We start from the raw sequence: 24,661 nt of genomic DNA on the forward strand, positions 1-24,661 counted from the left end.
GGTCGCATGCGACGTATAGCTGTGATGGGCGCCGCTGGGCGCATGGGCAAGGCGTTGGTGGAGGCGGTGCAGCAGCGCTCGCCGCTCTCCGGTCTGACGGCTGCCATCGTACGGCCCGACAGCACGCTGGTCGGCGCCGATGCAGGTGAGCTGGCATCGCTGGGTCGCATTGGTGTCCCGATGTCTGGTGGCCTGGAAAAAGTGCTCGACGAGTTCGATGTCCTGATCGATTTCACATTGCCGGAAGTGATGCTGAAAAACCTCGCCATCTGCCGCAAGAACGGCAAGGCCATGGTCATCGGTACCACCGGGCTGGACGCTGCTCAAAAGCAGTTGCTGGCCGATGCAGGCAAGGACATACCGATCGTGTTCGCGGCGAATTTCAGCGTGGGTGTGAACCTGTCGCTGAAATTGCTGGACCTGACCGCCCGGGTTCTGGGGGATGACGCCGACATCGAGATCATCGAGGCGCATCACCGGCACAAGATCGACGCGCCTTCGGGAACTGCCTTGCGCATGGGCGAAGTGATTGCCGACGCGCTGGGGCGCGACCTGCAGGCCGTGGCCGTGTACGGGCGCGAGGGGCATACCGGCGCCCGTGAGCGGGAGACCATTGGTTTCGCCACGGTGCGCGGCGGTGATGTGGTGGGGGATCATACGGTGCTGTTCGCCACCGAGGGCGAGCGCCTGGAGATCACTCACAAGGCGTCCAGCCGGATGACGTTCGCCAAGGGGGCTGTCCGGGCCGCGCTTTGGCTGGATGGTCGCGAGCCTGGTTTGTACGATATGCAGGACGTACTCGACCTGCGTTGATGCCCATGAAGGCGGGGTTCAGGTTATACTGCGCCCCGTTTTACACCGCTTCGCGACGCCCTGTCGCATTCCCCTGCCTTTAAGGCTCATTAGCGGTGGACCAAAAAAGCCTTTTTCTGTAAGCTACAGCTTTAGTGTGTCCACTAAAAGCGCGCAGAATAATTCAGTGAAAAAAGCGGGGTGACGTGTCCATACGTCACTCCGCTTTTTTACAACCTGCGATCGCCCTTTCAGGCTTTATTTACGGGAGGTCTTCTTGACTAAGCCAGCCATACTCGCCCTTGCTGATGGCAGCATTTTTCGCGGCGAAGCCATTGGAGCCGACGGTCAGACCGTTGGTGAGGTGGTGTTTAACACCGCAATGACCGGCTATCAGGAAATTCTTACCGATCCTTCCTACGCCCAGCAAATCGTTACCCTGACTTACCCGCACATCGGCAATACCGGCACTACGCCGGAGGATGCCGAGTCCGACCGCGTCTGGTCTGCCGGCCTGGTCATCCGTGACCTGCCACTGGTTGCGAGCAACTGGCGTAATACGATGTCCCTGTCCGATTACCTGAAAGCCAACAACGTCGTGGCGATCGCTGGGATCGACACCCGTCGCCTGACCCGTATCCTGCGGGAGAAGGGCGCGCAAAACGGCTGCATCATGGCCGGCGACAATATCTCCGAAGAAGCTGCCATCGCCGCCGCCCAGGGGTTCCCGGGTCTCAAGGGCATGGACCTGGCGAAAGTCGTCAGCACCAAGAAGCAGTACGAGTGGCGTTCCTCGGTCTGGAACCTGAAGACCGACAGCCATCCGACGATCGAAGCGTCCGAGCTGCCGTATCACGTGGTTGCCTACGACTACGGTATCAAGCTGAACATCCTGCGCATGCTGGTCGAGCGCGGTTGCCGCGTGACCGTGGTGCCGGCGCAAACCCCGGCGGCTGACGTACTGGCCCTCAACCCCGATGGCGTGTTCCTGTCCAACGGCCCGGGTGACCCTGAGCCTTGCGACTACGCGATCCAGGCGATCAAGGATGTGCTGGAAACCGAGATCCCGGTGTTCGGCATTTGCCTCGGTCACCAGCTACTGGCCCTGGCGTCGGGCGCCAAGACCCTGAAAATGGGTCATGGTCACCACGGTGCCAACCACCCGGTCCAGGACCTGGACACCGGTGTGGTGATGATTACCAGCCAGAACCACGGCTTTGCTGTGGATGAAGCGACCCTGCCGGCCAACGTGCGGGCGACCCACAAGTCGCTGTTCGACGGTACGCTGCAAGGCATCGAGCGCACCGACAAGAGCGCGTTCAGCTTCCAGGGCCACCCTGAGGCGAGCCCGGGCCCGAACGATGTGGCGCCGCTGTTCGATCGCTTCATCAATGAGATGGCCAAGCGACGCTGACCGCGTGAAGCCCGAGGGCGGCCCCGAGTGCGGTGGCCCCCTGGGGCGCTTCAAAGATTGTTCGACGGCCTAGCCGACAGACCTGCGGATTTGAGTGACAAACCCATGCCAAAACGTACAGACATAAAAAGCATCCTGATTCTCGGCGCTGGCCCGATCGTGATCGGCCAGGCCTGCGAATTCGACTACTCCGGCGCCCAGGCCTGCAAGGCCCTGCGCGAAGAGGGTTATCGCGTCATTCTGGTGAACTCCAACCCAGCCACCATCATGACCGACCCGGCCATGGCCGACGCCACCTACATCGAGCCGATCAAGTGGCAGACCGTTGCCAAGATCATCGAGAAAGAGCGTCCTGATGCACTGTTGCCGACCATGGGTGGCCAGACGGCGCTGAACTGCGCCCTGGACCTGGAGCGCGAAGGCGTCCTGGAAAAATTCGGTGTGGAAATGATCGGCGCCAACGCCGACACCATCGACAAGGCCGAAGATCGTTCGCGCTTTGACAAGGCGATGAAAGCCATCGGCCTGGAATGCCCGCGCTCGGGTATCGCCCACAGCATGGAAGAGGCCAACGCGGTCCTCGAGAAGCTGGGCTTCCCGTGCATCATTCGTCCGTCCTTCACCATGGGCGGTACCGGTGGTGGCATCGCCTACAACCGCGAAGAGTTCGAAGAAATCTGCGCCCGTGGCCTGGACCTGTCGCCGACCAAGGAACTGCTGATCGACGAATCCCTGATCGGTTGGAAAGAATACGAAATGGAAGTTGTCCGTGACAAAAAGGACAACTGCATCATCGTCTGCTCCATCGAGAACTTCGACCCGATGGGTGTGCACACCGGCGACTCGATCACCGTCGCACCGGCCCAGACCCTGACCGACAAGGAATACCAGATCCTGCGTAACGCCTCCCTGGCGGTATTGCGTGAGATCGGCGTGGAAACCGGCGGCTCCAACGTCCAGTTCGGCATCTGCCCGGATACTGGTCGCATGGTGGTCATCGAGATGAACCCGCGGGTTTCCCGCTCGTCGGCCCTGGCTTCGAAAGCCACCGGTTTCCCGATTGCCAAGGTCGCTGCCAAGCTGGCCGTGGGTTATACCCTGGACGAGCTGTCGAACGACATCACCGGCGGCAAGACCCCGGCGTCCTTCGAACCGTCAATCGACTACGTCGTCACCAAGCTGCCACGCTTTGCCTTTGAAAAATTCGCCAAGGCCGACGCCCGCCTGACCACCCAGATGAAGTCGGTCGGTGAAGTCATGGCCATCGGCCGGACCTTCCAGGAATCCCTGCAGAAAGCCCTTCGCGGTCTGGAAGTGGGTGTCTGCGGGCTCGATCCGAAGCTGGACCTGAGCAACCCGGAAAGCATGAGCGAGCTCAAGCGCGAGCTGACCGTGCCGGGCGCCGAGCGTATCTGGTACGTGGCCGATGCCTTCCGTGCCGGCATGACCGTGGAGCAGATCTTCGGCATGAACATGATCGACCCTTGGTTCCTGGTACAGATCGAAGATCTGATCAAGGAAGAGGAGAAGGTCAAGACCCTGGGCATGTCCAGCATCGACCGCGACATGATGTTCCGCCTCAAGCGCAAGGGCTTCTCCGACCAGCGTCTGGCCAAGTTGCTGGGTGTGACCGAGAAGAGCCTGCGTGCCCATCGTCACAAGCTGGAAGTGTTCCCGGTCTACAAGCGCGTCGACACCTGTGCGGCCGAGTTCGCCACCGACACTGCCTACCTGTACTCCACGTACGAGGAAGAGTGCGAAGCCGCGCCATCGACGCGCGACAAGATCATGATCCTGGGTGGCGGTCCCAACCGCATCGGTCAGGGTATCGAGTTCGACTACTGCTGCGTACACGCCGCACTGGCCCTGCGCGACGACGGGTACGAGACCATCATGGTCAACTGCAACCCGGAAACCGTGTCCACCGACTACGACACCTCCGACCGTCTGTACTTCGAGCCAGTGACCCTGGAAGACGTGCTGGAAATCGTCCGTGTCGAGAAGCCCAAAGGCGTGATCGTCCAGTACGGCGGCCAGACTCCATTGAAACTGGCTCGCGCCCTGGAAGCCGCTGGCGTACCGATCATCGGTACCAGCCCGGATGCCATCGACCGCGCCGAAGACCGTGAGCGCTTCCAGCAGATGGTCGAGCGCCTGAACCTGCGTCAGCCGCCAAACGCCACTGTGCGCAGCGAAGACGAAGCGATTCGTGCCGCCGCCAAGATCGGTTATCCGCTGGTGGTGCGTCCGTCCTATGTACTGGGCGGCCGTGCGATGGAAATCGTTTACCAGGAGGAAGAACTCAAGCGCTACCTGCGTGAAGCGGTCCAGGTGTCCAACGACAGCCCGGTGCTGCTGGATCACTTCCTCAACTGCGCCATCGAGATGGACGTGGATGCGGTCTGCGACGGCAAGGACGTGGTGATCGGCGCGATCATGCAGCACATCGAGCAGGCCGGCGTTCACTCCGGTGACTCGGCGTGCTCGCTGCCGCCTTACTCGCTGCCGGCGCACATCCAGGACGAGATGCGTGAGCAGGTCAAGAAAATGGCCCTGGAGCTGGGTGTGGTCGGCCTGATGAACGTGCAGCTGGCGCTTCAGGGCGAAGACATCTACGTCATCGAAGTGAACCCGCGCGCTTCCCGGACCGTGCCGTTCGTCTCCAAGTGCATCGGTGTTTCCCTGGCAATGATCGCGGCCCGCGTCATGGCCGGCAAGACCCTGGCGGAGCTGAACTTCACCAAGGAGATCATTCCGAACTTCTACAGCGTGAAAGAAGCGGTGTTCCCGTTCGCCAAGTTCCCTGGCGTCGACCCGATTCTCGGCCCGGAAATGAAGTCCACCGGTGAAGTGATGGGTGTTGGCGATACCTTTGGCGAAGCTTTCGCCAAAGCCCAGATGGGCGCCAGCGAAGTCCTGCCGACAGGCGGCACGGCGTTTATCAGCGTACGTGATGACGACAAGCCACTGGTTGCAGGCGTGGCTCGTGATCTGATCAACTTGGGCTTCGAAGTGGTCGCCACTGCCGGTACCGCCAAGCTGATCGAGGCGGCGGGCCTGAAAGTGCGTCGCGTGAACAAGGTGACCGAAGGGCGCCCGCATGTGGTCGACATGATCAAGAATGACGAGGTCACGCTGATCATCAACACCACTGAAGGCCGTCAGTCGATCGCTGACTCCTATTCCATTCGTCGCAATGCGCTGCAGCACAAGATTTATTGCACCACCACCATTGCTGCGGGCGAAGCGATCTGCGAAGCGCTCAAGTTCGGTCCCGAGAAGACCGTCCGTCGCTTGCAGGATCTACATGCAGGATTGAAGGCATGAGCATAACCAAGTACCCGATGACTGTTCAGGGCGCGAAGGCCCTGGAAGAAGAGCACGCTTTCCTGACCAAGGTCGAGCGCCCGCGCTTGAGCCAGGCCATTGGTGAAGCGCGTGAACTGGGCGATCTCAAGGAAAACGCCGAATACCATGCCGCTCGTGAAGAGCAGGGCATGGTCGAGGCGCGGGTGCGTGACATTGAAGGTCGCATGCAGAACGCAGTGATCATTGACGTCACCACCATCCCCCACACCGGCAAGGTGATCTTCGGCACCACCGTGGAAATCGCCAACGTCGAGACGGATGAAAGCGTCACTTACCAGATCGTGGGTGAGGATGAAGCTGACATCAAGCTGGGCAAGATTTCCGTCGGTTCACCGATTGCTCGTGCCTTGATTGCCAAGGAAGAGGGTGATGTGGTGGCAGTGAAAACGCCCGGTGGCGTCATCGAGTATGAGATTGTCGAAGTCCGCCACGTCTGAACGAAGGCGCCCGCTGCGTGCGGGTGCCATGCTCTGGCAACTTGCCCAGATGCTATGGGTCGGTGGCCTTTGGCTGCTGCATATCGGCCTGCTGCCGGTGCTGGGGCGTATCGGCCTGGCACCGCTGCTGATCGATGAAATTGTGGGCATGCTGACGGCGCTGATGGTGGCGTTTTCAGCGGTCTGTGTGATATTCCAGGTTTTGGTGCTGATTCAGGCCGAGGGTCGTGCCAGCCTATGGCGTGACATTCGTGGGCAATTGCTGCTCATGTCGTTGTATGCCTGTGGAATGTTTCTGGCGGTGAGTCTCGGCTGGCCGGACGCGAGTCAGTGGCGGGTGTTCAGCTACGTGGTGCTGGGGCTTTCCGGGTTGGTGCTGGTGTTGCAGCCGGTACCGGGATGGAGTGGCAGGGTGCGCGAAGCGCACCCTTGACCCTTTGGCATTATTTGAAGCGGTGAACGTTCGACAGTTGCTTGTTGACGCTGAAATTCTTGCGATAAAGCAATGCCATCTTACCGATGACCTGTACCAGATCCGCCTTGCCGGTCTTGCACAGTTCTGCAATGGCAGCCAGGCGGGCTTCGCGGTCGAGGATGTTGAGCTTGATCTTGATCAGCTCGTGATCGCTCAATGCGCGCTCCAGCTCGGCCAGTACACCTTCAGTCAAGCCGTTGTCCGCCACAATCAGAACCGGTTTCAGGTGGTGGCCAATGGATTTGTATTGTTTCTTCTGCTCTTGAGTGAGCGGCATAATCTGACCCCTGCGTCTGATCTTGTAAAAAAGCGGCGGCCAGTTTACCCGAGCGAGTCCGGGACCGCCCACTTAATCACGACCCGTTTTATGTAGAGGTGGCCTGTGGCCCGTTCCAAGACTAGCCTGAACTGGCTCAAAGAGCATTTCAACGATCCATACGTCAAGATGGCGCAGAAGGACGGCTATCGTTCTCGTGCCAGCTATAAATTGCTGGAGATCCAGGAAAAGGATCGATTGATCCGTCCCGGCATGACCGTGATCGATCTCGGCGCTGCGCCGGGCGGGTGGTCCCAGGTGACCAGTCGTCTGATCGGTGGTCAAGGTCGTTTGATTGCTTCCGACATCCTGGAAATGGACAGCATCCCTGATGTGACCTTCATCCAGGGCGATTTCACGGAAGACGCCGTCCTGGCAAAAATTCTGGAGGCCGTCGGAAATACGCAGGTTGACCTTGTGATTTCCGATATGGCCCCCAATATGAGTGGATTAGCGGCTGTCGACATGCCTCGTGCAATGTTTCTCAGCGAACTGGCCCTGGATCTTGCCGGGCGGGTTCTGCGTCCAGGCGGTGATTTCCTGATCAAGGTCTTCCAGGGGGAAGGCTTCGACGAATACCACAAGGGCATCCGCAAGCTGTTCGACAAGGTGCAGATGCGCAAGCCTTTGTCGTCCCGTGACCGCTCCCGCGAGCAATATCTGTTGGCGCGCGGCTTTCGCGGAGGGGAAGGATCGAGCAGTGATGAGCGTCTTTGAAAGACGTCGATAGTTTTTTTTGTTTCGCCTTGCAAACGCCGCGTAATGACAATGGCGCGGCCAGGTTTCACAAAGGGTTACAGACGGCGCCTGCCAGAGTCGTAGGTAATGTAGTAAGTTAGGCCGGTGAATATCATGCGAAGCTCGCGCCAATAGCGGAGCCAGCTTCAGAGGGTAGTTAATTGAACGATATGGCAAAGAATCTGATCCTGTGGTTGATCATCGCCGCTGTCCTTGTGACCGTGATGAACAACTTCTCCAGCCCTAACGAGCCGCAGACCCTCAACTATTCCGACTTCATTCAGCAGGTCAAGGATGGCAAGGTCGAACGCGTTGCGGTCGATGGCTATGTCATCACCGGCAAGCGTACCGATGGCGACAACTTCAAGACCATTCGTCCGGCTATCCAGGACAATGGCCTGATCGGCGACCTGGTGGACAACCATGTCGTGGTCGAAGGCAAGCAGCCTGAGCAACAAAGCATCTGGACCCAGCTCCTTGTGGCCAGCTTCCCGATCCTGGTGATCATCGCGGTGTTCATGTTCTTCATGCGCCAGATGCAGGGTGGCGCCGGCGGCAAGGGCGGCCCGATGAGTTTTGGCAAGAGCAAGGCAAGACTGCTTTCCGAAGACCAGGTGAAAACAACCCTGGCAGACGTTGCAGGTTGCGACGAAGCCAAGGAAGAAGTGGGCGAACTGGTCGAATTTCTGCGCGACCCGGGTAAATTCCAGCGCTTGGGCGGTCGTATTCCTCGTGGCGTGCTGATGGTTGGCCCGCCGGGTACCGGTAAGACCTTGCTGGCCAAGGCTATCGCTGGCGAAGCCAAGGTGCCGTTTTTCACGATTTCCGGTTCCGACTTCGTTGAAATGTTCGTTGGCGTGGGTGCCAGCCGTGTTCGTGACATGTTCGAGCAGGCCAAGAAACACGCGCCATGCATTATCTTCATCGACGAAATCGACGCCGTTGGTCGCCACCGTGGCGCCGGCATGGGCGGCGGTCATGATGAGCGTGAGCAGACCCTCAACCAGTTGCTGGTGGAGATGGACGGTTTCGAAATGAATGACGGCATCATCGTCATCGCTGCCACCAACCGTCCTGACGTGCTCGACCCTGCGCTGCTGCGTCCGGGCCGTTTCGACCGGCAGGTCGTGGTGGGTCTGCCGGACATCCGCGGTCGTGAGCAGATTCTCAAGGTCCACATGCGTAAAGTGCCAATGGGCGACGATGTGGCTGCGGCGGTAATCGCCCGTGGTACACCGGGCTTCTCTGGTGCTGACCTGGCCAACCTGGTCAACGAAGCGTCGCTGTTCGCTGCGCGTGCCGGCAAGCGCGTCGTGGAGATGAAAGAGTTCGAATTGGCTAAAGACAAGATCATGATGGGCGCCGAGCGCAAATCCATGGTCATGTCGGAAAAAGAAAAGCAGAACACGGCTTACCACGAGGCGGGGCACGCCATCGTTGGTCGTGTCGTGCCGGAGCATGATCCGGTCTACAAGGTGTCGATCATTCCGCGCGGTCGTGCGCTGGGTGTGACCATGTTCCTGCCGGAAGAAGACCGCTACAGCTTGTCCAAGCGTGCGCTGATCAGTCAGATCTGCTCGCTTTATGGTGGCCGTATCGCTGAAGAGATGACGTTGGGCTTCGACGGTGTAACCACCGGCGCATCGAATGACATCATGCGCGCCAGCCAGATCGCGCGGAACATGGTGACCAAGTGGGGGCTTTCCGAGAAACTCGGGCCGCTGATGTATGCCGAAGAAGAAGGCGAAGTGTTCCTGGGGCGTGGGGGCGGCGGCCAGCATGCAAGCTTCTCCGGTGAGACGGCCAAGCTGATCGACTCCGAAGTGCGCAGTATCATCGACCAGTGCTATGGCACCGCGAAGCAGATCCTCACGGACAATCGTGACAAGCTCGACGCCATGGCGGATGCCTTGATGAAGTATGAAACCATCGACGCCGAACAGATCGATGACATCATGTCGGGCCGTCCGCCTCGTGAGCCGCGGGATTGGACGGGTGGTACGGGCACTCCTGGCACGCCTCCGGCGGTGCAGGGCGAGCGTCCGGAAACACCGATCGGCGGTCCGGCTGCTGATGTCTAAGGCTTGAAATGACTTCTGTTCAGTCCTCGACCCGGTTGCCTTGTGGCAACCGGGTTCTTGATTTGGCCCATGTACATGTCATGGGTATTCTCAATGTCACTCCCGATTCCTTTTCCGACGGCGGCCGGTTTGGTCAGCTCGATGCTGCGCTGCGGCACGCCGAGGCCATGGTCGCGGCTGGCGCAACGTTGATCGATGTCGGCGGCGAGTCGACCCGGCCGGGCGCGCGGGCTGTCTCGCCTGTCGAGGAGCTGGAAAGAGTGGCGCCGGTTGTCGAGCGTATACACCGCGAACTGGATGTCATAATCTCGGTCGATACGTCCACGCCGGCGGTCATGCGTGAGACGGCTCGGTTGGGAGCGGGTTTGATCAACGATGTCCGCTCCCTGCAGCGCGATGGAGCCCTGGATGCCGCAGCGGCTACCGGGTTGCCGGTGTGTCTGATGCATATGCTCGGTGAGCCGGGAACCATGCAGGACAACCCGCACTACGGCGATGTGACCCTGGAGGTCGGCGAGTTCCTGGTCGAGCGCATGAGCCAGTGTGCGCTGGCGGGCATTCCCGCCGAGCGGGTGGTGCTGGATCCCGGTTTCGGCTTTGCCAAGACCCTGGATCATAATCTGAGCCTGTTCAAGCATATGGAAGCCTTGCATTCCCTGGGTCGGCCGCTGTTGGTCGGCGTTTCGCGAAAAAGCATGATAGGCAATGCCTTGGGTCGTCCGGTGGGCGAGCGGCTGTTCGGCGGTCTCGCTCTTGCGGCCCTGGCCATTACAAAAGGTGCGCGCATATTGCGGGTGCACGATGTGGCCGAAACGATGGATGTCGTGCGGATGATCGCTGCTGTGGATTCAGCCGAATAAGAATGACGGAGCACTTATGAGCAAGAAATATTTTGGCACCGACGGTATCCGTGGTCGGGTCGGCGAATACCCTATTACCCCTGATTTCATGCTCAAGCTCGGCTGGGCTGCCGGTATGGCGTTCCGCAAGATGGGTGCCTGCAAGGTGCTGGTCGGCAAGGACACGCGAATTTCCGGCTATATGTTCGAGTCGGCTCTCGAAGCCGGCCTGACCTCGGCGGGTGCCGATGTGATGTTGCTGGGGCCGATGCCGACACCGGCCATTGCCTACCTGACGCGTACGTTCCATGCGCAGGCGGGTATCGTGATCAGTGCTTCCCATAATCCCCACGACGACAATGGCATCAAGTTTTTCTCCGGCAAGGGCACCAAATTGCCGGATGAAGTCGAGCTGATGATCGAAGAACTGCTGGATACGCCGATGACTGTGGTTGAGTCGAGCAAGATCGGCAAAGTGTCGCGGATCAACGATGCCTCGGGTCGTTACATCGAGTTCTGCAAGGGCAGTGTGCCGACCGGCACCAGTTTCGCAGGCCTGAAAGTCGTCGTCGATTGCGCCCATGGTGCGACCTACAAGGTTGCACCGAGTGTATTTCGCGAGTTGGGCGCCGAGGTCGTGGTGCTGTCCGCCCAGCCTAACGGGCTGAACATCAACCACAACTGCGGTTCCACCCATACCGACGCGCTGCAGGCAGCGGTCCTGGCCGAGCAGGCTGATCTCGGGATCGCCTTCGATGGCGACGGTGATCGGGTCCTGATGGTGGATCATACGGGGACTGTCGTCGATGGCGATGAGCTGCTGTTCATCATCGCGCGTGATCTGCATGAGCGCGGCAAGCTGCAGGGTGGGGTGGTCGGCACGCTGATGAGCAACCTCGGTCTCGAGCTGGCGCTTGCGGATCTGGATATTCCCTTCGTGCGAGCCAACGTGGGTGACCGCTATGTCATCTCGGAGCTACTGGAGCGCAGTTGGGTCGTCGGGGGTGAGAACTCCGGTCACATCGTGTGCTTCGATCACACCACCACCGGTGATGCAATCATTGCGGCCTTGCAGGTACTGATGGCGCTCAAGGCGCGCAACGAGAGTCTTGCGTTGTCGCGCCAGGCGTTGCGCAAATGTCCGCAAGTGTTGATCAATGTGCGCTTCGGTGGCGGGGCGAACCCCATCGAGCATGCCACGGTCCAGCAGGCCAGCGAGCGCGTGACACAGGCGATGGCGGGGCGTGGGCGCGTGCTGCTGCGCAAGTCCGGTACTGAGCCCCTGGTGCGCGTCATGGTCGAAGGCGAGGATGAAGCACAGGTTCGCGGTTATGCCGAAGAACTGGCGAAGCTCGTTACTGAAGTTTCTGCCTGAATTCGGCTTGCCAGTCATGAAACGGTTGGGTAACATCTGCGCCCACTTTGACCGACGAGGTACAGCATGCGTCGCCCTATGGTAGCTGGTAACTGGAAGATGCACGGTACCCGCGCCAGCGTCGCTGAGCTGATCAATGGCCTTCGTCATCTGGCCTTGCCAAGCGGTGTTGATGTCGCGGTATTCCCGCCTTGCTTGTATATCAATCAGGTGATTGATGGCTTGAAGGGCAAGTCGATTTCGATCGGCGCGCAGAATTCTGCGGTGGAATCCATGCAAGGTGCGCTGACCGGTGAAATTGCGCCAAGTCAGTTGGTGGATGCGGGTTGTTCCCTGGTTCTTGTCGGGCACTCCGAGCGTCGCATGATCATGGGTGAGCAAGACAGGGCCCTGATTCGCAAGTTTGCGGCAGCTCAGGCCTGCGGTCTGATTCCGGTGTTGTGTGTGGGGGAAACCCTCGAGCAGCGTGAGGCCGGGAAGACCCTTGAAGTTGTCGGGCGTCAGCTGGGCAGCATCATCGAAGACCTGGGTGTCGGTGCTTTTGCAAAGGCGGTCATTGCTTACGAGCCGGTCTGGGCCATTGGTACCGGGCTGACTGCTTCGCCGCAACAAGCGCAGGATGTGCACGCCGCCATCCGCGCCCAGTTGGCGGCAGAAAATTCTGAAGTGGCACGAGGTGTGCGGCTTCTATACGGCGGCAGCGTGAAGGCGGCCAATGCGGTCGAACTGTTCGGCATGCCGGATATCGATGGGGGGCTCATTGGTGGAGCTTCCCTGAATGCAGATGAGTTCGGTGCGATCTGTCGCGCCGCGGGAAACTGAAAAAATGCTGGAAACAGTCGTAGTCGTTTTTCATCTGCTGGGTGCATTGGGCGTAGTTGCTCTGGTATTGCTGCAGCAGGGTAAAGGTGCGGATGCTGGTGCGTCTTTCGGTGCAGGTGCTTCAAATACTGTGTTCGGAAGCCAAGGTTCCTCTACCTTTCTTAGTAAGTTTACTGCTATACTTGCCGCCGGTTTCTTCATGACCAGCTTAGGGTTAGGTTACTTTGCTAAAGAGAAAGCTCATGAGCTGACTCAAGTAGGGTTGCCAAGTCCAGCGGTGTTGGAAGCGCCAAAGCAAAAACCGGCTTCTGATGATGTCCCGGTGCTTCAAGAGCAAAAGTCGGCCAATCCGGCGACTGACGTGCCTCCAGCTCAAGAGCAGAAGTAAGAAGGTTTCAAAAGCTGTATTTGCCGAGGTGGTGGAATTGGTAGACACGCAACCTTGAGGTGGTTGTGCCCATAGGGTGTAGGGGTTCGAGTCCCCTTCTCGGTACCAATTGAATCAGGAGAGCCCGCAATAGCGGGCTTTCTTGTAGGTGGAAGGGTTACATTGACCCTGTAAGGGATCGGTCGTATACTTCCGCCCCAGCTTTGTCGCGGGATGGAGCAGCCTGGTAGCTCGTCGGGCTCATAACCCGAAGGTCGTCGGTTCAAATCCGGCTCCCGCAACCAGTTTCAGGGCCCCTTCCAAGGGGCTTTTTGTTAGCTGGACACTTTATAACGCCGCTGTTCAACGGCGTTTCAGGGATGGGCGATTCGCCCATTTTTTTTTATTTGCACAGCATGCACAAACATGCACGAGGGGGTTCAGGTGTCGAGCAAGCTAGAACAGTTGCAGGCCTTGTTGGCCCCGGTGGTCGTGGCCCTTGGCTATGAATGCTGGGGTATTGAGTTTTCGGCTCAAGGTCGCCACTCACTGTTGCGCGTTTATATCGATAAGGAAGGCGGCGTGTTGGTGGATGATTGCGCCATCGTCAGCCGTCAGATCAGCGGTGTGCTGGATGTTGAAGATCCGATCAGCACCGAATACACCCTTGAGGTTTCCTCGCCCGGCATGGAACGCCCTCTGTTCAGCCTTGAACAGTTCGCTTCGTTTGCCGGTGAACAAGTGAAGATCAAGCTGCGTTCGCCCTTTGAGGGTCGACGCAACTTTCAAGGCCTTCTGCGCGGTGTAGAAGAGCAGGACGTCGTGGTGCAGGTAGATGACCATGAGTTCCTGTTGCCGATCGATATGATCGACAAGGCCAACATTATTCCCAGTTTTGACTGATACGTGCCAGATACTGCGGATCCCGCGGATCCAATGGCTTGCGAAAGGCGAGGCGTACGATGAGCAAAGAAGTACTGCTGGTTGTTGAGTCGGTATCCAATGAAAAGGGCGTACCGGCTAACGTTATTTTTGAAGCGCTGGAGCTGGCTCTGGCCACTGCTACCAAGAAGCGGTTTGAAGACGAAGTTGATTTGCGTGTGGAGATCAATCGCCACACTGGTTCCTATGAAACTTTCCGTCGCTGGACGGTGGTCGAAGAAGCCGACCTGGATGATCCGGCTATCGAAACCTGGCCGAGCAAGGTTGCAGAAACGCATCCTGGCGCCAAGGTAGGTGATGTAGTCGAAGAAAAGATCGAGTCCATCGAATTTGGTCGCATCGCTGCACAGACTGCCAAGCAGGTCATCGTGCAGAAGGTTCGTGAAGCCGAGCGCGCGCAAGTCGTTGACGCTTATCGCGAGAAGCTGGGCGAGATCATCTCCGGCACCGTGAAAAAGGTCACCCGCGACAACGTGATCGTCGATCTGGGCAACAACGCCGAGGCGCTGCTGGCACGTGAAGACATCATTTCTCGCGAAACCTTCCGGGTGGGCGTGCGACTGCGTGCGCTACTCAAGGAAATCCGCACCGAGAACCGCGGCCCTCAGCTGATTCTGTCGCGTACTGCGCCGGAAATGCTGATCGAGTTGTTCCGCATCGAAGTGCCGGAAATCGCCGAAGGCCTGATCGAAGTCATGGCTGCCTCCCGTGATCCGGGATCGCGTGCCAAGATTGCGGTCCGTTCCAAGGACAAGCGCATCGACCCGCAAGGTGCCTGCATCGGCATGCGCGGTTCGCGTGTCCAGGCCGTATCCGGCGAGCTGGGCGGTGAGCGTGTGGACATCGTTCTCTGGGACGATAACCCGGCTCAGTTCGTGATCAACGCGATGTCGCCAGCAGAAGTGGCGGCAATTATCGTTGACGAAGATGCCCATGCCATGGACATCGCCGTTGGCGCAGACAATCTGGCTCAGGCCATCGGTCGTGGTGGTCAGAACGTGCGTCTGGCCAGCCAGCTGACGGGCTGGACCCTGAACGTGATGACCGAATCGGACATCCAGGCCAAACAGCAAGCTGAAACCGGTGACATCCTGCGCAACTTCATCGAAGAGCTCGAAGTCGATGAAGAGCTGGCGCAGGTACTGGTGGATGAGGGCTTTACCAGCCTGGAAGAGATTGCCTACGTGCCGGTGGAGGAAATGCTCAACATCGACGGCTTTGACGAAGACATCGTCAACGAGCTTCGCGCTCGGGCCAAGGATCGTTTGTTGACCAAAGCCATCGCTACTGAGGAAAAGCTGGCAGACGCCCATCCGGCCGAAGACCTGCTCTCGCTTGAGGGTATGGACAAGGATTTGGCGATGGAACTGGCGGTGCGCGGCGTAATTACCCGCGAAGACCTGGCCGAGCAGTCTATTGACGACCTGCTCGACATCGACGGCATTGACGATGATCGTGCCGGCAAGTTGATCATGGCCGCCCGAGCCCACTGGTTCGAGTAATTAGGCGCGGCCTGAGGAGAGAAGTGCATGACGCAAGTCACGGTGAAACAACTGGCCGATGAGGTCAAAACACCGGTAGAGCGCCTGTTGCAGCAGATGCGTGAGGCAGGTCTGCCGCACACCGCCGCCGAGGAACATGTGACCGACAGTGAGAAGCAGTCCCTGCTGACCCACTTGAAGAGCAGTCACAAGGCGAAAGTGGAAGAACCGCGCAAGATCACTCTGCAGCGTAAAACCACCAGCACCCTGCGTGTTGCCGGTAGCAAAAGCATCAGCGTAGAAGTACGCAAGAAGAAAGTTTTCGTCCAGCGCAGCCCGGAAGAAATCGAAGCCGAGCGCAAACGCGAACTGGATGAACGTCGCGCAGTAGAAAATGCCGCGCGCCAGAAGGCTGAAGAAGAAGCCAAGCGCCGCGCCGAAGAAGAAGCGCGTCGTCAGCCTGCCCCGGCCGCTGCGCAACCTGCTCCGGCGGAAGCCGTAGCGGCGCCTGCCCAGGTGGCTGAGCCCGTGCGTGAAAGTGCACCGGTCCTGGAGGCAGCTCCTGCCCCTGCGGCTGACGCTCGCAAGCGTGACGAACCGCGTCGTCCGGACAAACCACGTGCCGACGAAAACCGTCGTGGCGGTGGCGATGGCGAGCGCAAGAACGCTCCGCATCGTGCTTCGGTCAAGGAAAAGGCGCCGGCACCACGGGTTGCACCACGCACCACCGACGAAGAGAGCGATGGCTTCCGTCGTGGTGGTCGCGGCAAGGCCAAGCTGAAGAAACGCAACGCCCACGGTTTCCAGAGCCCGACCGGCCCTGTCGTGCGTGAAGTGAAGATCGGCGAGACCATCACTGTGGGCGATCTGGCCCAGCAGATGTCGGTCAAGGCTGCCGAGATCATCAAGTTCATGTTCAAGCTGGGTACGCCAGCCACCATCAACCAGGTACTGGATCAGGAAACTGCCCAGCTGGTTGCCGAAGAACTGGGCCACAAAGTGACCCTGATCAGCGACACCGCCCTGGAAGATTCCCTGGCCGAGTCCCTGAAATTCGAAGGTGAAGCGGTTCCTCGTGCGCCGGTCGTGACCGTCATGGGCCACGTCGACCACGGTAAGACCTCGCTGCTCGACTACATCCGTCGTGCCAAGGTAGCTGCTGGCGAAGCCGGCGGTATCACCCAGCACATCGGTGCATACCACGTTGAAACCGATCGTGGCATGGTCACCTTCCTCGATACCCCGGGTCACGCCGCGTTTACCGCCATGCGTGCCCGTGGTGCCAAGGCGACCGACATCGTGATCCTGGTGGTCGCGGCGGACGACGGCGTGATGCCACAGACCATCGAAGCCGTTCAGCATGCCCAGGCAGCTGGCGTGCCGCTGGTGGTTGCGGTGAACAAGATCGACAAGCCGGGCGCCGACCTCGATCGCATCCGCAGCGAGCTGTCGGTTCACGGCGTGACTTCGGAAGACTGGGGTGGCGATACTCCATTCGTTCCGGTTTCCGCGAAGATGGGTACCGGCGTCGACGAATTGCTCGAAGCGGTATTGCTGCAGGCCGAAGTACTTGAACTGACCGCCACCCCATCGGCTCCTGGTCGTGGTGTCGTGGTTGAGTCGCGCCTGGACAAGGGTCGCGGTCCGGTGGCCACGGTCCTGGTTCAGGACGGTACGCTGCGTCAGGGCGACATGGTGCTGGTCGGTTCGAACTATGGTCGTGTTCGAGCCATGCTCGACGAGAACGGCAAGCCGATCAAGGAAGCCGGTCCGGCTATCCCGGTCGAGATCCTCGGCCTGGACGGTACGCCGGACGCTGGTGACGAGATGAGCGTTGTGGCTGACGAGAAGAAAGCCCGCGAAGTGGCTCTGTTCCGTCAAGGCAAGTTCCGCGAAGTCAAACTGGCTCGCGCTCATGCCGGCAAGCTGGAAAACATCTTCGAGAACATGGGCCAGGAAGAGAAGAAGACGCTCAACATCGTCCTCAAATCCGACGTCCGTGGTTCGCTGGAAGCCTTGCAGGGTGCTCTGAACGGCCTGGGCAACGACGAAGTGCAAGTGCGTGTGGTCGGCGGCGGTGTCGGTGGTATCACCGAAAGCGACGCCAACCTGGCACTGGCTTCCAATGCAGTACTGTTCGGCTTCAACGTGCGTGCCGATGCCGGTGCTCGCAAGATCGTCGAGCAGGAAGGTCTGGATATGCGTTACTACAACGTGATCTACGACATCATCGAAGACGTCAAGAAAGCCCTGACCGGTATGTTGGGCAGCGACGTGCGGGAGAACATCCTGGGCGTGGCCGAAGTTCGCGACGTGTTCCGTTCGCCGAAATTCGGTGCCATCGCCGGTTGCATGGTGATCGAAGGTGTCGTTCACCGTAACCGTCCGATCCGTGTACTGCGTGAAGACATCGTGATCTTCGAAGGCGAGCTGGAATCCCTGCGTCGCTTCAAGGATGACGCTTCCGAAGTACGTGCCGGCATGGAATGCGGTATTGGCGTCAAGAGCTACAACGACGTCAAGGTCGGTGACAAGATCGAAGTCTTCGAGAAGGTCCAGGTTGCTCGCAGCCTCTGACTCGCGCACTTCAAGAGCCACATCGGGTAGCCGCATGAACATGCGCTGCTTCGCTGGCGGACTCTAAACGCAACGCCCGGTCTGGCTTTTGTCAGGCCGGGCGTTTGCCGCTTTCAGACCTCACGGGTTTCACCGTGGGGCAGTAACAGGTAGCAAGACATGGCAAAAGAATATAGCCGTACCCAACGAATCGGCGATCAGATGCAGCGCGAGCTGGCCCAACTGATCCGCCGCGAAGTCAAGGACCCGCGTGTCGGCCTGGTCACCATTACCGCTGTGGAAGTCAGCCGTGACGTCGGTCACGCAAAGATTTTCATCACGGTGATGGGGCAGGACGGTGCCGATGACGTCGCCCAGAGCATCAAGGTGCTCAACGCGGCCGCCGGTTTCCTGCGCATGCAGTTGGCCCGGGAAATGAAGCTGCGCAGTGTTCCACAGCTGCATTTCCACTACGACGAGAGCGTCGCCCGGGGCGCGCACCTGTCGGCCTTGATCGAGCGCGCGGTGGCTGAAGACAGTCAACACGCGGCTGAACCCGAAGACACCAAGGAGTAACCGGTGGCTCAGGTCAAACGTATCCGTCGTAACGTCAGCGGTATCATCCTGCTCGACAAGCCGTTGGGGTTCACCTCCAACGCCGCCTTGCAGAAGGTTCGCTGGCTGCTCAATGCCGAGAAGGCCGGGCACACCGGCAGCCTCGATCCGCTGGCCACCGGCGTGCTGCCGCTGTGTTTCGGCGAGGCGACCAAGTTCTCCCAGTACCTGCTCGACTCCGACAAGGGGTATGAAACCCTGGCGCAATTGGGTAAGACCACCACCACGGCGGATGCCGAAGGCGAGGTTTTACGCGAGCGGCCGGTGACCGTTGGTCAGGCTGATATCGAAGCGGTGCTGCCCGGATTTCGTGGGCAAATCAGTCAGATACCGCCGATGTACTCGGCCCTGAAGCGTGATGGGCAGCCCTTGTACAAATTGGCCCGTGCAGGCGAAGTAGTGGAGCGTGAACCACGTTCTGTTACTATTGCGCGCTTGGAATTGCTGGCCTTTGACGGTAATACTGCACGGCTAGCCGTGGATTGCAGCAAAGGCACTTATATCCGGACCCTGGTTGAGGATATTGGTGAGCAGCTCGGCTGTGGTGCGTACGTGGCGGAGTTGCGCCGGACCCAGGCCGGACCCTTCACGCTGGCCCAGACGGTCACGCTGGAAGAGCTCGAAGCGGTACATGCCGAAGGCGGCAACGAAGCGGTCGACCGCTTCCTGATGCCATCGGACAGTGGGTTGCTGGATTGGCCGCTGTTGCAGTTCTCGGAACACAGCGCATTCTACTGGCTCAATGGCCAGCCGGTGCGAGCCCCGGATGCGCCGAAATTCGGCATGGTTCGGGTACAGGATCACAACGGTCGCTTCATCGGTATCGGTGAAGTGAGCGAAGACGGGCGCATTGCGCCGCGTCGACTGATTCGGTCGGAATGACCGGAGCCCGTCTGTGTAACAGCAGGCGGGCGAGTGTGGCTGTTAACAGGCACGGTCACTACTCATTTATAGATACAGGGATCTGTCCCTGGCCTGTTGGTACGGTTTCCCCGGAAACGGTACCTCACAAGAGGAAAGCCACATGGCACTCAGCGTTGAAGAAAAAGCTCAGATCGTGACCGACTACCAGCAAGCTGTTGGTGATACTGGTTCGCCAGAAGTGCAAGTTGCACTGCTGACCGCCAACATCAACAAACTGCAAGGTCACTTCAAGGCCAACGGTAAGGACCACCACTCCCGTCGTGGTCTGATCCGTATGGTAAACCAGCGTCGCAAGCTGCTGGATTACCTCAAGGGTAAGGACGTAAGTCGTTACAGCGCCTTGATCGGCCGCCTGGGTCTGCGTCGCTAATAAGCGATTGCGCTATGAGGTTGGTGGTCTGTCTGTTGCCTGCGCTTTGCGTCGGCAACCGGCAGGCTCCCAGCCTCAAGTTTTATCTGGACAGTCGTTGGGCCGATTCCCCGCACTGCCCAAGAATTTCGCAAGAAGACAAGTTCCCCAAGAGCCACAAAGAAGGTAGGACACCGTGAACCCGGTAATCAAAAAATTCCAGTTCGGTCAGTCGACCGTTACCCTCGAGACTGGCCGTATCGCCCGTCAGGCCTCCGGCGCAGTGCTGGTCACCGTTGACGACGACGTCAGCGTATTGGTGACCGTTGTCGGTGCCAAGCAAGCCGATCCAGGCAAGGGCTTCTTCCCTCTGTCTGTTCACTACCAGGAAAAGACTTACGCCGCCGGTAAGATCCCTGGCGGTTTCTTCAAGCGCGAAGGCCGTCCTTCCGAGAAAGAAACCCTGACTTCCCGACTGATCGACCGTCCGATCCGTCCGCTTTTCCCAGAAGGCTTCATGAACGAAGTGCAGGTTGTCTGCACCGTCGTTTCCACCAGCAAGAAGACCGATCCGGACATCGCTGCGATGATCGGTACCTCGGCTGCGCTGGCCATCTCCGGCATTCCTTTCGATGGCCCGATCGGCGCTGCCCGCGTTGCGTTCCATGAAAGCACCGGCTACCTGCTGAACCCGACCTACGAGCAACTGAAGGCCTCGAGCCTGGACATGGTCGTTGCCGGTACTTCCGAAGCCGTGCTGATGGTTGAATCCGAAGCCAAAGAGCTGACCGAAGACCAGATGCTGGGTGCCGTACTGTTCGCCCATGACGAGTTCCAGGTGGTCATCAACGCCGTCAAGGAACTGGCCGCCGAAGCCGCCAAGCCAACCTGGACCTGGGCTCCGCAAGCCGAAGCCACCGAGCTGCTGGGTGCCATCCGTGCCGAGTTCGGCGAAGCCATCTCCCAGGCCTACACCATCACCGTCAAGGCCGACCGTTACGCGCGCCTGGGCGAGTTGAAGGACCAGGTCGTTGCCAAGCTGTCCGGCGAAGAAGGCCAGCCATCGGCTGCCGACGTCAAGGCTGCTTTCGGTGAAATCGAATACCGCACCGTTCGCGAAAACATCGTCAACGGCAAGCCACGTATCGACGGTCGCGACACCCGTACCGTACGCCCGCTGAACATCGAAGTCGGCGTTCTGCCAAAGACCCACGGCTCGGCCCTGTTCACCCGTGGCGAAACCCAGGCCCTGGTCGTTGCCACACTGGGCACCGCCCGTGACGCGCAACTGCTGGACACCCTGGAAGGCGAAAAGAAAGACCCGTTCATGCTGCACTACAACTTCCCTCCGTTCTCGGTGGGTGAGTGCGGTCGCATGGGTGGCGCCGGTCGCCGCGAAATCGGTCACGGCCGTCTGGCCCGTCGTTCGGTCCAGGCCATGCTGCCGGACGCCGACGTGTTCCCGTACACCATCCGTGTGGTATCGGAAATCACCGAGTCCAACGGTTCGAGCTCCATGGCTTCGGTCTGCGGCGCTTCCCTGGCCTTGATGGACGCCGGTGTGCCGATGAAGGCGCCGGTTGCCGGTATCGCCATGGGCCTGGTGAAGGAAGGCGAGAAATTCGCCGTCCTGACCGACATCCTGGGTGACGAAGACCACCTGGGCGACATGGACTTCAAAGTGGCCGGTACCGCCAAAGGCGTGACCGCACTGCAGATGGACATCAAGATCAAGGGCATCACCGAAGAGATCATGGAAATCGCCCTGGGCCAGGCCCTGGAAGCGCGCCTGAACATCCTCGGCCAGATGAACCAGGTGATCGGTCAGTCCCGCACCGAACTGTCGGAAAACGCTCCGACCATGATCGCGATGAAGATCGACACCGACAAGATCCGTGATGTCATCGGTAAAGGCGGCGCGACCATTCGTGCGATCTGTGAAGAAACCAAGGCTTCGATCGACATCGAAGACGACGGTTCGATCAAGATCTTCGGCGAAACCAAGGAAGCGGCAGAAGCAGCACGCCAGCGCGTCCTGGGCATCACCGCCGAAGCCGAGATCGGCAAGATCTACGTCGGCAAGGTCGAGCGCATCGTCGACTTCGGCGCTTTCGTCAACATCCTGCCGGGCAAGGACGGTCTGGTTCACATCTCCATGCTGAGCGATGCTCGCGTCGAGAAAGTGACCGATATCCTGAAGGAAGGCCAGGAAGTGGAAGTGCTGGTACTGGACGTGGACAACCGCGGCCGTATCAAGCTGTCCATCAAGGACGTGGCGGCGGCCAAGGCATCGGGCGTTTAATCACCCCTTCGCCTGACTGCTGAACAGCAAAACGCCCCGACTGGTTCGGGGCGTTTTGTTGTGTGGGGAAAATCCCTGTGACGCAGGTTGCCTGGCCACAGGACAGGATGCTAAGTTAGCTCACCGCCCGTGTAGCTCAGTCGGTAGAGCAGCGCACTCGTAACGCGAAGGTCGCAGGTTCGATTCCTGTCTCGGGCAAGATCTCCTCTCTCCTTATTTCACCTTCCTGCTCAACTCCTCAACCATGCGTTTGAGCTGATCCATCTCGCGATCCTGATCGCTGATCTTTCCTTTCAGCGTCGATATCTCGCTGTTGTTCGAACTCGAGCTGGAACCGCTATTACGCTTGATCTCTTCCACTTGCTTGCCAAGGTCGTTCAGGTCGCGCTCCTGTTCCTTGACCGTGCGTTTAAGTTCTTCAATTTCCCGGCTGCTGGAGTTGGAACTGGAACCGCTGTTGCGTTTGAGCTCTTCGATCTGCCGGGCCTGCTCGGCGAGGGTGCGCTTCTGGCTTTCCAGTTCGATAGCGTTGGCTTTGGCGGCTTGCTGCATGTCCTTCAAGTTATCGATGCTGATACCGGTTTTGTAGAAGACGTCGTTGCCAAATGAGCTGCGAAGGGCCGAAATTTCATCGGATGGCTCTGGAAAATTGGACGAGATCTCAACTGCCGCTTGCGCGGCGCCGGTCAATACCAGGCTGGCGAGTAGCAGGGTCGTGGTAGCCCGCCGAATAGACGTTAACTTTGGAAAGCTGCGCATTACAGAATCCTTATGAAGTGCCGATATGGCACATCGCTATGACTCGGGATTCTGATAGATGTTCCTCGACCTCTTCCATACGTGGACATAAGGTTTTTGTGCGGCAGATGTAAAGAGCCGTGTAAATCATCGGCAAAACGTCCTATATTCGTTGCCTGCATGAGCATTGCCCAGCAGTTTTCAAATGATCCACGAATGGTTCCAAGGACCAGGAAAACCGCGCTGCCAGCGGTTCTGTGTCAGAGAGATCCTTGATGATCCAGTCCCATCTTCCATTCCTTCGATCAGCGAGAACGACATGACGGCTAAAGAACTGACCCAAGAAGCCAGACACGAAGAAGCGCTGCGCAAATACGCCCTGGATACGCCTCAGTTACTGGAAGAAATCGGGAACCTGAGCGCCGATGAGCAGAAAGACCAGATTCAGTGGGCTTTCGAAGACGAGGCCGAAGCCCAGGGCTTGCAGCCTTGGGAGCTGACGCTCAAGTACACCAGCACGCCTGAAGAGTTCGAGGCGCAGCGTCTTGCCTTGCACAAGGAGGCTGCCGAGGTGCTGGGTGTGGATTGGGATGAGTACTGCGAGATGAATAATCTGGTGGTCTGAAAAAAACGCCAGCCTCAGGGCTTAATGCCAGTCAGTTAAGGATCAAACGGCGCAACGCCTGTGGGAGCAGAGCTTGCTCGCGATAGCGATGGGCCCGTCAACGTTGTTGCTGACTGACTTACCGCAATCGCGAGCAAGCTTTGCTCCCACGGGCTTTATTAGCCTCAGGGCTGGCGTTTTGTATGCTCAGAGACTCAAGCGCATCGACAGATCCACCGCCTTCACATCCTTGGTCATCGCTCCGATCGAGATGTAGTCCACCCCGGTCTCGGCAATCGGCCGCAACGTGCTTTCATTGATCCCGCCGCTGGCCTCCAGCTTCGCCTTGCCGCCGTTCAGGCGCACGGCTTCACGCATGTCGTCCAGGCTCAATTCGTCGAGCATGATGATGTCGGCGTTGGCCGCCAGTGCTTCCTTCAATTCCGTCAGGCTTTCCACTTCGACTTCCACCGGTTTGCCCGGTGCAATCTTGTGAGCGGCCGCGATCGCCTGGGCGATCCCGCCGCAGGCCGCGATGTGGTTTTCCTTGATCAGGAAGGCATCGTACAGCCCTATGCGGTGGTTATGGCAGCCGCCGCAGGTGACGGCGTATTTCTGTGCCAGGCGCAGCCCGGGCAGGGTCTTGCGGGTATCCAGCAGTTTGACCTGGGTGTCGGCGACGAAGTCGGCCAGGTAGCGGGCGCGGGTGGCGACACCCGAGAGCATCTGCAGGAAGTTCAGCGCGCTGCGCTCGCCGCTCAGCAGTGAGCGGGCCGGGCCTTCGAGGTGGAACAGCGCCTGGTCGGAGTTGACCCGGTCGCCGTCACGCACCTGCCAATGCACCGCAACACGCGGGTCCAATTGCCGGAACACGGCGTCGACCCAGGCTGTGCCGCTGATGATCGCGGCTTCGCGGGTAATGATGGTGGCCTTGGCCAGGCGTTCGGCGGGAATCAACTGCGCGGTGATGTCGCCGCTGCCGATGTCTTCGAGCAAGGCGCGGCGCACGTTGGCTTCGATTTCGGCAGTCAGGTCGGCGAGACGTAGGTTCGGCATAACGGGCTCCACAGGCAAAGTGGCCCGATTATAGGGCCAGTGTCCTGTTGCACAAACATTGTTCACCAG

At 59.3% G+C, this 24,661-nt stretch carries 22 protein-coding genes and 3 tRNA genes; 22 read left to right on the forward strand and 3 right to left on the reverse strand.

What is annotated here, in order from left to right:
• The first annotated feature begins 6 nt into the window (after positions 1–6).
• From dapB to AD665_RS17785, 5 genes are all read left to right on the forward strand, one after another.
• On the forward strand, positions 7–813 hold the full coding sequence (gene dapB, locus AD665_RS17765) for a 4-hydroxy-tetrahydrodipicolinate reductase (RefSeq protein WP_024779957.1): 807 nt from the start codon (positions 7–9) through the stop codon (positions 811–813).
• Positions 814–1,069: 256 nt separating this feature from the next.
• Positions 1,070–2,206 (forward strand): glutamine-hydrolyzing carbamoyl-phosphate synthase small subunit, encoded by a 1,137-nt coding sequence (gene carA, locus AD665_RS17770; protein ID WP_053193008.1) that lies wholly within the window; start codon positions 1,070–1,072, stop codon positions 2,204–2,206.
• A gap of 105 nt (positions 2,207–2,311) precedes the next feature.
• Complete coding sequence (gene carB / locus AD665_RS17775) at positions 2,312–5,533, forward strand: carbamoyl-phosphate synthase large subunit (RefSeq protein ID WP_024779955.1); 3,222 nt, start codon at positions 2,312–2,314, stop codon at positions 5,531–5,533.
• Between the two features lie 2 nt (positions 5,534–5,535).
• A complete protein-coding gene (gene greA / locus AD665_RS17780; RefSeq protein WP_024779954.1) occupies positions 5,536–6,012 on the forward strand; it encodes a transcription elongation factor GreA in 477 nt (158 codons plus the stop codon).
• Between the two features lie 28 nt (positions 6,013–6,040).
• Positions 6,041–6,445, forward strand: a complete 405-nt coding sequence (locus AD665_RS17785; RefSeq protein WP_024779953.1) for a hypothetical protein — start codon at positions 6,041–6,043, stop codon at positions 6,443–6,445.
• 10 nt (positions 6,446–6,455) lie between these two features.
• Here AD665_RS17785 and AD665_RS17790 read toward each other — a convergent pair whose 3' ends face one another.
• Positions 6,456–6,764, reverse strand: coding sequence for a YhbY family RNA-binding protein (locus AD665_RS17790; protein ID WP_024779952.1), 309 nt, complete (start codon positions 6,762–6,764; stop codon positions 6,456–6,458).
• A gap of 105 nt (positions 6,765–6,869) precedes the next feature.
• Between AD665_RS17790 and rlmE the strand changes: the two genes are divergently transcribed.
• The 16 genes from rlmE to AD665_RS17870 all read left to right on the forward strand — a co-directional run bounded on the left by rlmE (position 6,870) and on the right by AD665_RS17870 (position 22,392).
• The gene (gene rlmE, locus AD665_RS17795) at positions 6,870–7,520 is read left to right on the forward strand and encodes a 23S rRNA (uridine(2552)-2'-O)-methyltransferase RlmE (protein ID WP_024779951.1); all 651 of its coding nucleotides are present in this window, start codon (positions 6,870–6,872) and stop codon (positions 7,518–7,520) included.
• Positions 7,521–7,711: 191 nt separating this feature from the next.
• The gene (gene ftsH / locus AD665_RS17800) at positions 7,712–9,622 is read left to right on the forward strand and encodes an ATP-dependent zinc metalloprotease FtsH (RefSeq protein ID WP_024779950.1); all 1,911 of its coding nucleotides are present in this window, start codon (positions 7,712–7,714) and stop codon (positions 9,620–9,622) included.
• Between the two features lie 8 nt (positions 9,623–9,630).
• Entirely contained in the window at positions 9,631–10,482 is an 852-nt protein-coding gene (gene folP / locus AD665_RS17805) for a dihydropteroate synthase (protein ID WP_024779949.1), read from the forward strand.
• 16 nt (positions 10,483–10,498) lie between these two features.
• Complete coding sequence (gene glmM / locus AD665_RS17810; protein ID WP_024779948.1) at positions 10,499–11,836, forward strand: phosphoglucosamine mutase; 1,338 nt, start codon at positions 10,499–10,501, stop codon at positions 11,834–11,836.
• 66 nt (positions 11,837–11,902) lie between these two features.
• Complete coding sequence (tpiA, locus tag AD665_RS17815) at positions 11,903–12,658, forward strand: triose-phosphate isomerase (protein ID WP_024779947.1); 756 nt, start codon at positions 11,903–11,905, stop codon at positions 12,656–12,658.
• A gap of 4 nt (positions 12,659–12,662) precedes the next feature.
• A complete protein-coding gene (gene secG, locus AD665_RS17820; protein ID WP_024779946.1) occupies positions 12,663–13,046 on the forward strand; it encodes a preprotein translocase subunit SecG in 384 nt (127 codons plus the stop codon).
• Positions 13,047–13,068: 22 nt separating this feature from the next.
• Positions 13,069–13,154, forward strand: a tRNA-Leu gene (locus tag AD665_RS17825).
• Between the two features lie 99 nt (positions 13,155–13,253).
• Positions 13,254–13,330: transfer RNA gene (locus AD665_RS17830), tRNA-Met, on the forward strand.
• A 139-nt stretch (positions 13,331–13,469) separates the two neighbouring features.
• The gene (gene rimP, locus AD665_RS17835; protein ID WP_024779945.1) at positions 13,470–13,928 is read left to right on the forward strand and encodes a ribosome maturation factor RimP; all 459 of its coding nucleotides are present in this window, start codon (positions 13,470–13,472) and stop codon (positions 13,926–13,928) included.
• Positions 13,929–13,987: 59 nt separating this feature from the next.
• Complete coding sequence (gene nusA, locus AD665_RS17840; RefSeq protein ID WP_024779944.1) at positions 13,988–15,469, forward strand: transcription termination factor NusA; 1,482 nt, start codon at positions 13,988–13,990, stop codon at positions 15,467–15,469.
• 27 nt (positions 15,470–15,496) lie between these two features.
• Positions 15,497–18,025, forward strand: coding sequence for a translation initiation factor IF-2 (gene infB / locus AD665_RS17845; protein WP_053193009.1), 2,529 nt, complete (start codon positions 15,497–15,499; stop codon positions 18,023–18,025).
• A 159-nt stretch (positions 18,026–18,184) separates the two neighbouring features.
• The gene (gene rbfA / locus AD665_RS17850) at positions 18,185–18,580 is read left to right on the forward strand and encodes a 30S ribosome-binding factor RbfA (protein ID WP_053193010.1); all 396 of its coding nucleotides are present in this window, start codon (positions 18,185–18,187) and stop codon (positions 18,578–18,580) included.
• 3 nt (positions 18,581–18,583) lie between these two features.
• Positions 18,584–19,501, forward strand: coding sequence for a tRNA pseudouridine(55) synthase TruB (gene truB, locus AD665_RS17855; protein WP_024779941.1), 918 nt, complete (start codon positions 18,584–18,586; stop codon positions 19,499–19,501).
• Between the two features lie 142 nt (positions 19,502–19,643).
• Positions 19,644–19,913: a 30S ribosomal protein S15 gene (rpsO, locus tag AD665_RS17860; RefSeq protein WP_002555121.1), complete on the forward strand. Its 270-nt coding sequence runs from the start codon at positions 19,644–19,646 to the stop codon at positions 19,911–19,913.
• A 175-nt stretch (positions 19,914–20,088) separates the two neighbouring features.
• Complete coding sequence (gene pnp, locus AD665_RS17865; RefSeq protein WP_024779940.1) at positions 20,089–22,194, forward strand: polyribonucleotide nucleotidyltransferase; 2,106 nt, start codon at positions 20,089–20,091, stop codon at positions 22,192–22,194.
• A gap of 125 nt (positions 22,195–22,319) precedes the next feature.
• Positions 22,320–22,392 (forward strand) — tRNA-Thr (locus tag AD665_RS17870).
• Between the two features lie 15 nt (positions 22,393–22,407).
• Here AD665_RS17870 and AD665_RS17875 read toward each other — a convergent pair.
• A complete protein-coding gene (locus tag AD665_RS17875; protein ID WP_053193011.1) occupies positions 22,408–22,953 on the reverse strand; it encodes a hypothetical protein in 546 nt (181 codons plus the stop codon).
• Between the two features lie 298 nt (positions 22,954–23,251).
• Here AD665_RS17875 and AD665_RS17880 point away from each other — a divergent pair, with 298 nt between their 5' ends.
• Positions 23,252–23,557 (forward strand): DUF6388 family protein, encoded by a 306-nt coding sequence (locus AD665_RS17880; RefSeq protein WP_024779938.1) that lies wholly within the window; start codon positions 23,252–23,254, stop codon positions 23,555–23,557.
• A gap of 186 nt (positions 23,558–23,743) precedes the next feature.
• Here AD665_RS17880 and nadC read toward each other — a convergent pair whose 3' ends face one another.
• Entirely contained in the window at positions 23,744–24,592 is an 849-nt protein-coding gene (nadC, locus tag AD665_RS17885; protein ID WP_053193012.1) for a carboxylating nicotinate-nucleotide diphosphorylase, read from the reverse strand.
• Between the last annotated feature and the right edge of the window lie 69 nt (positions 24,593–24,661).

Source organism: Pseudomonas corrugata, assembly GCF_001269905.1.
Lineage (GTDB): Bacteria > Pseudomonadota > Gammaproteobacteria > Pseudomonadales > Pseudomonadaceae > Aquipseudomonas > Aquipseudomonas corrugata.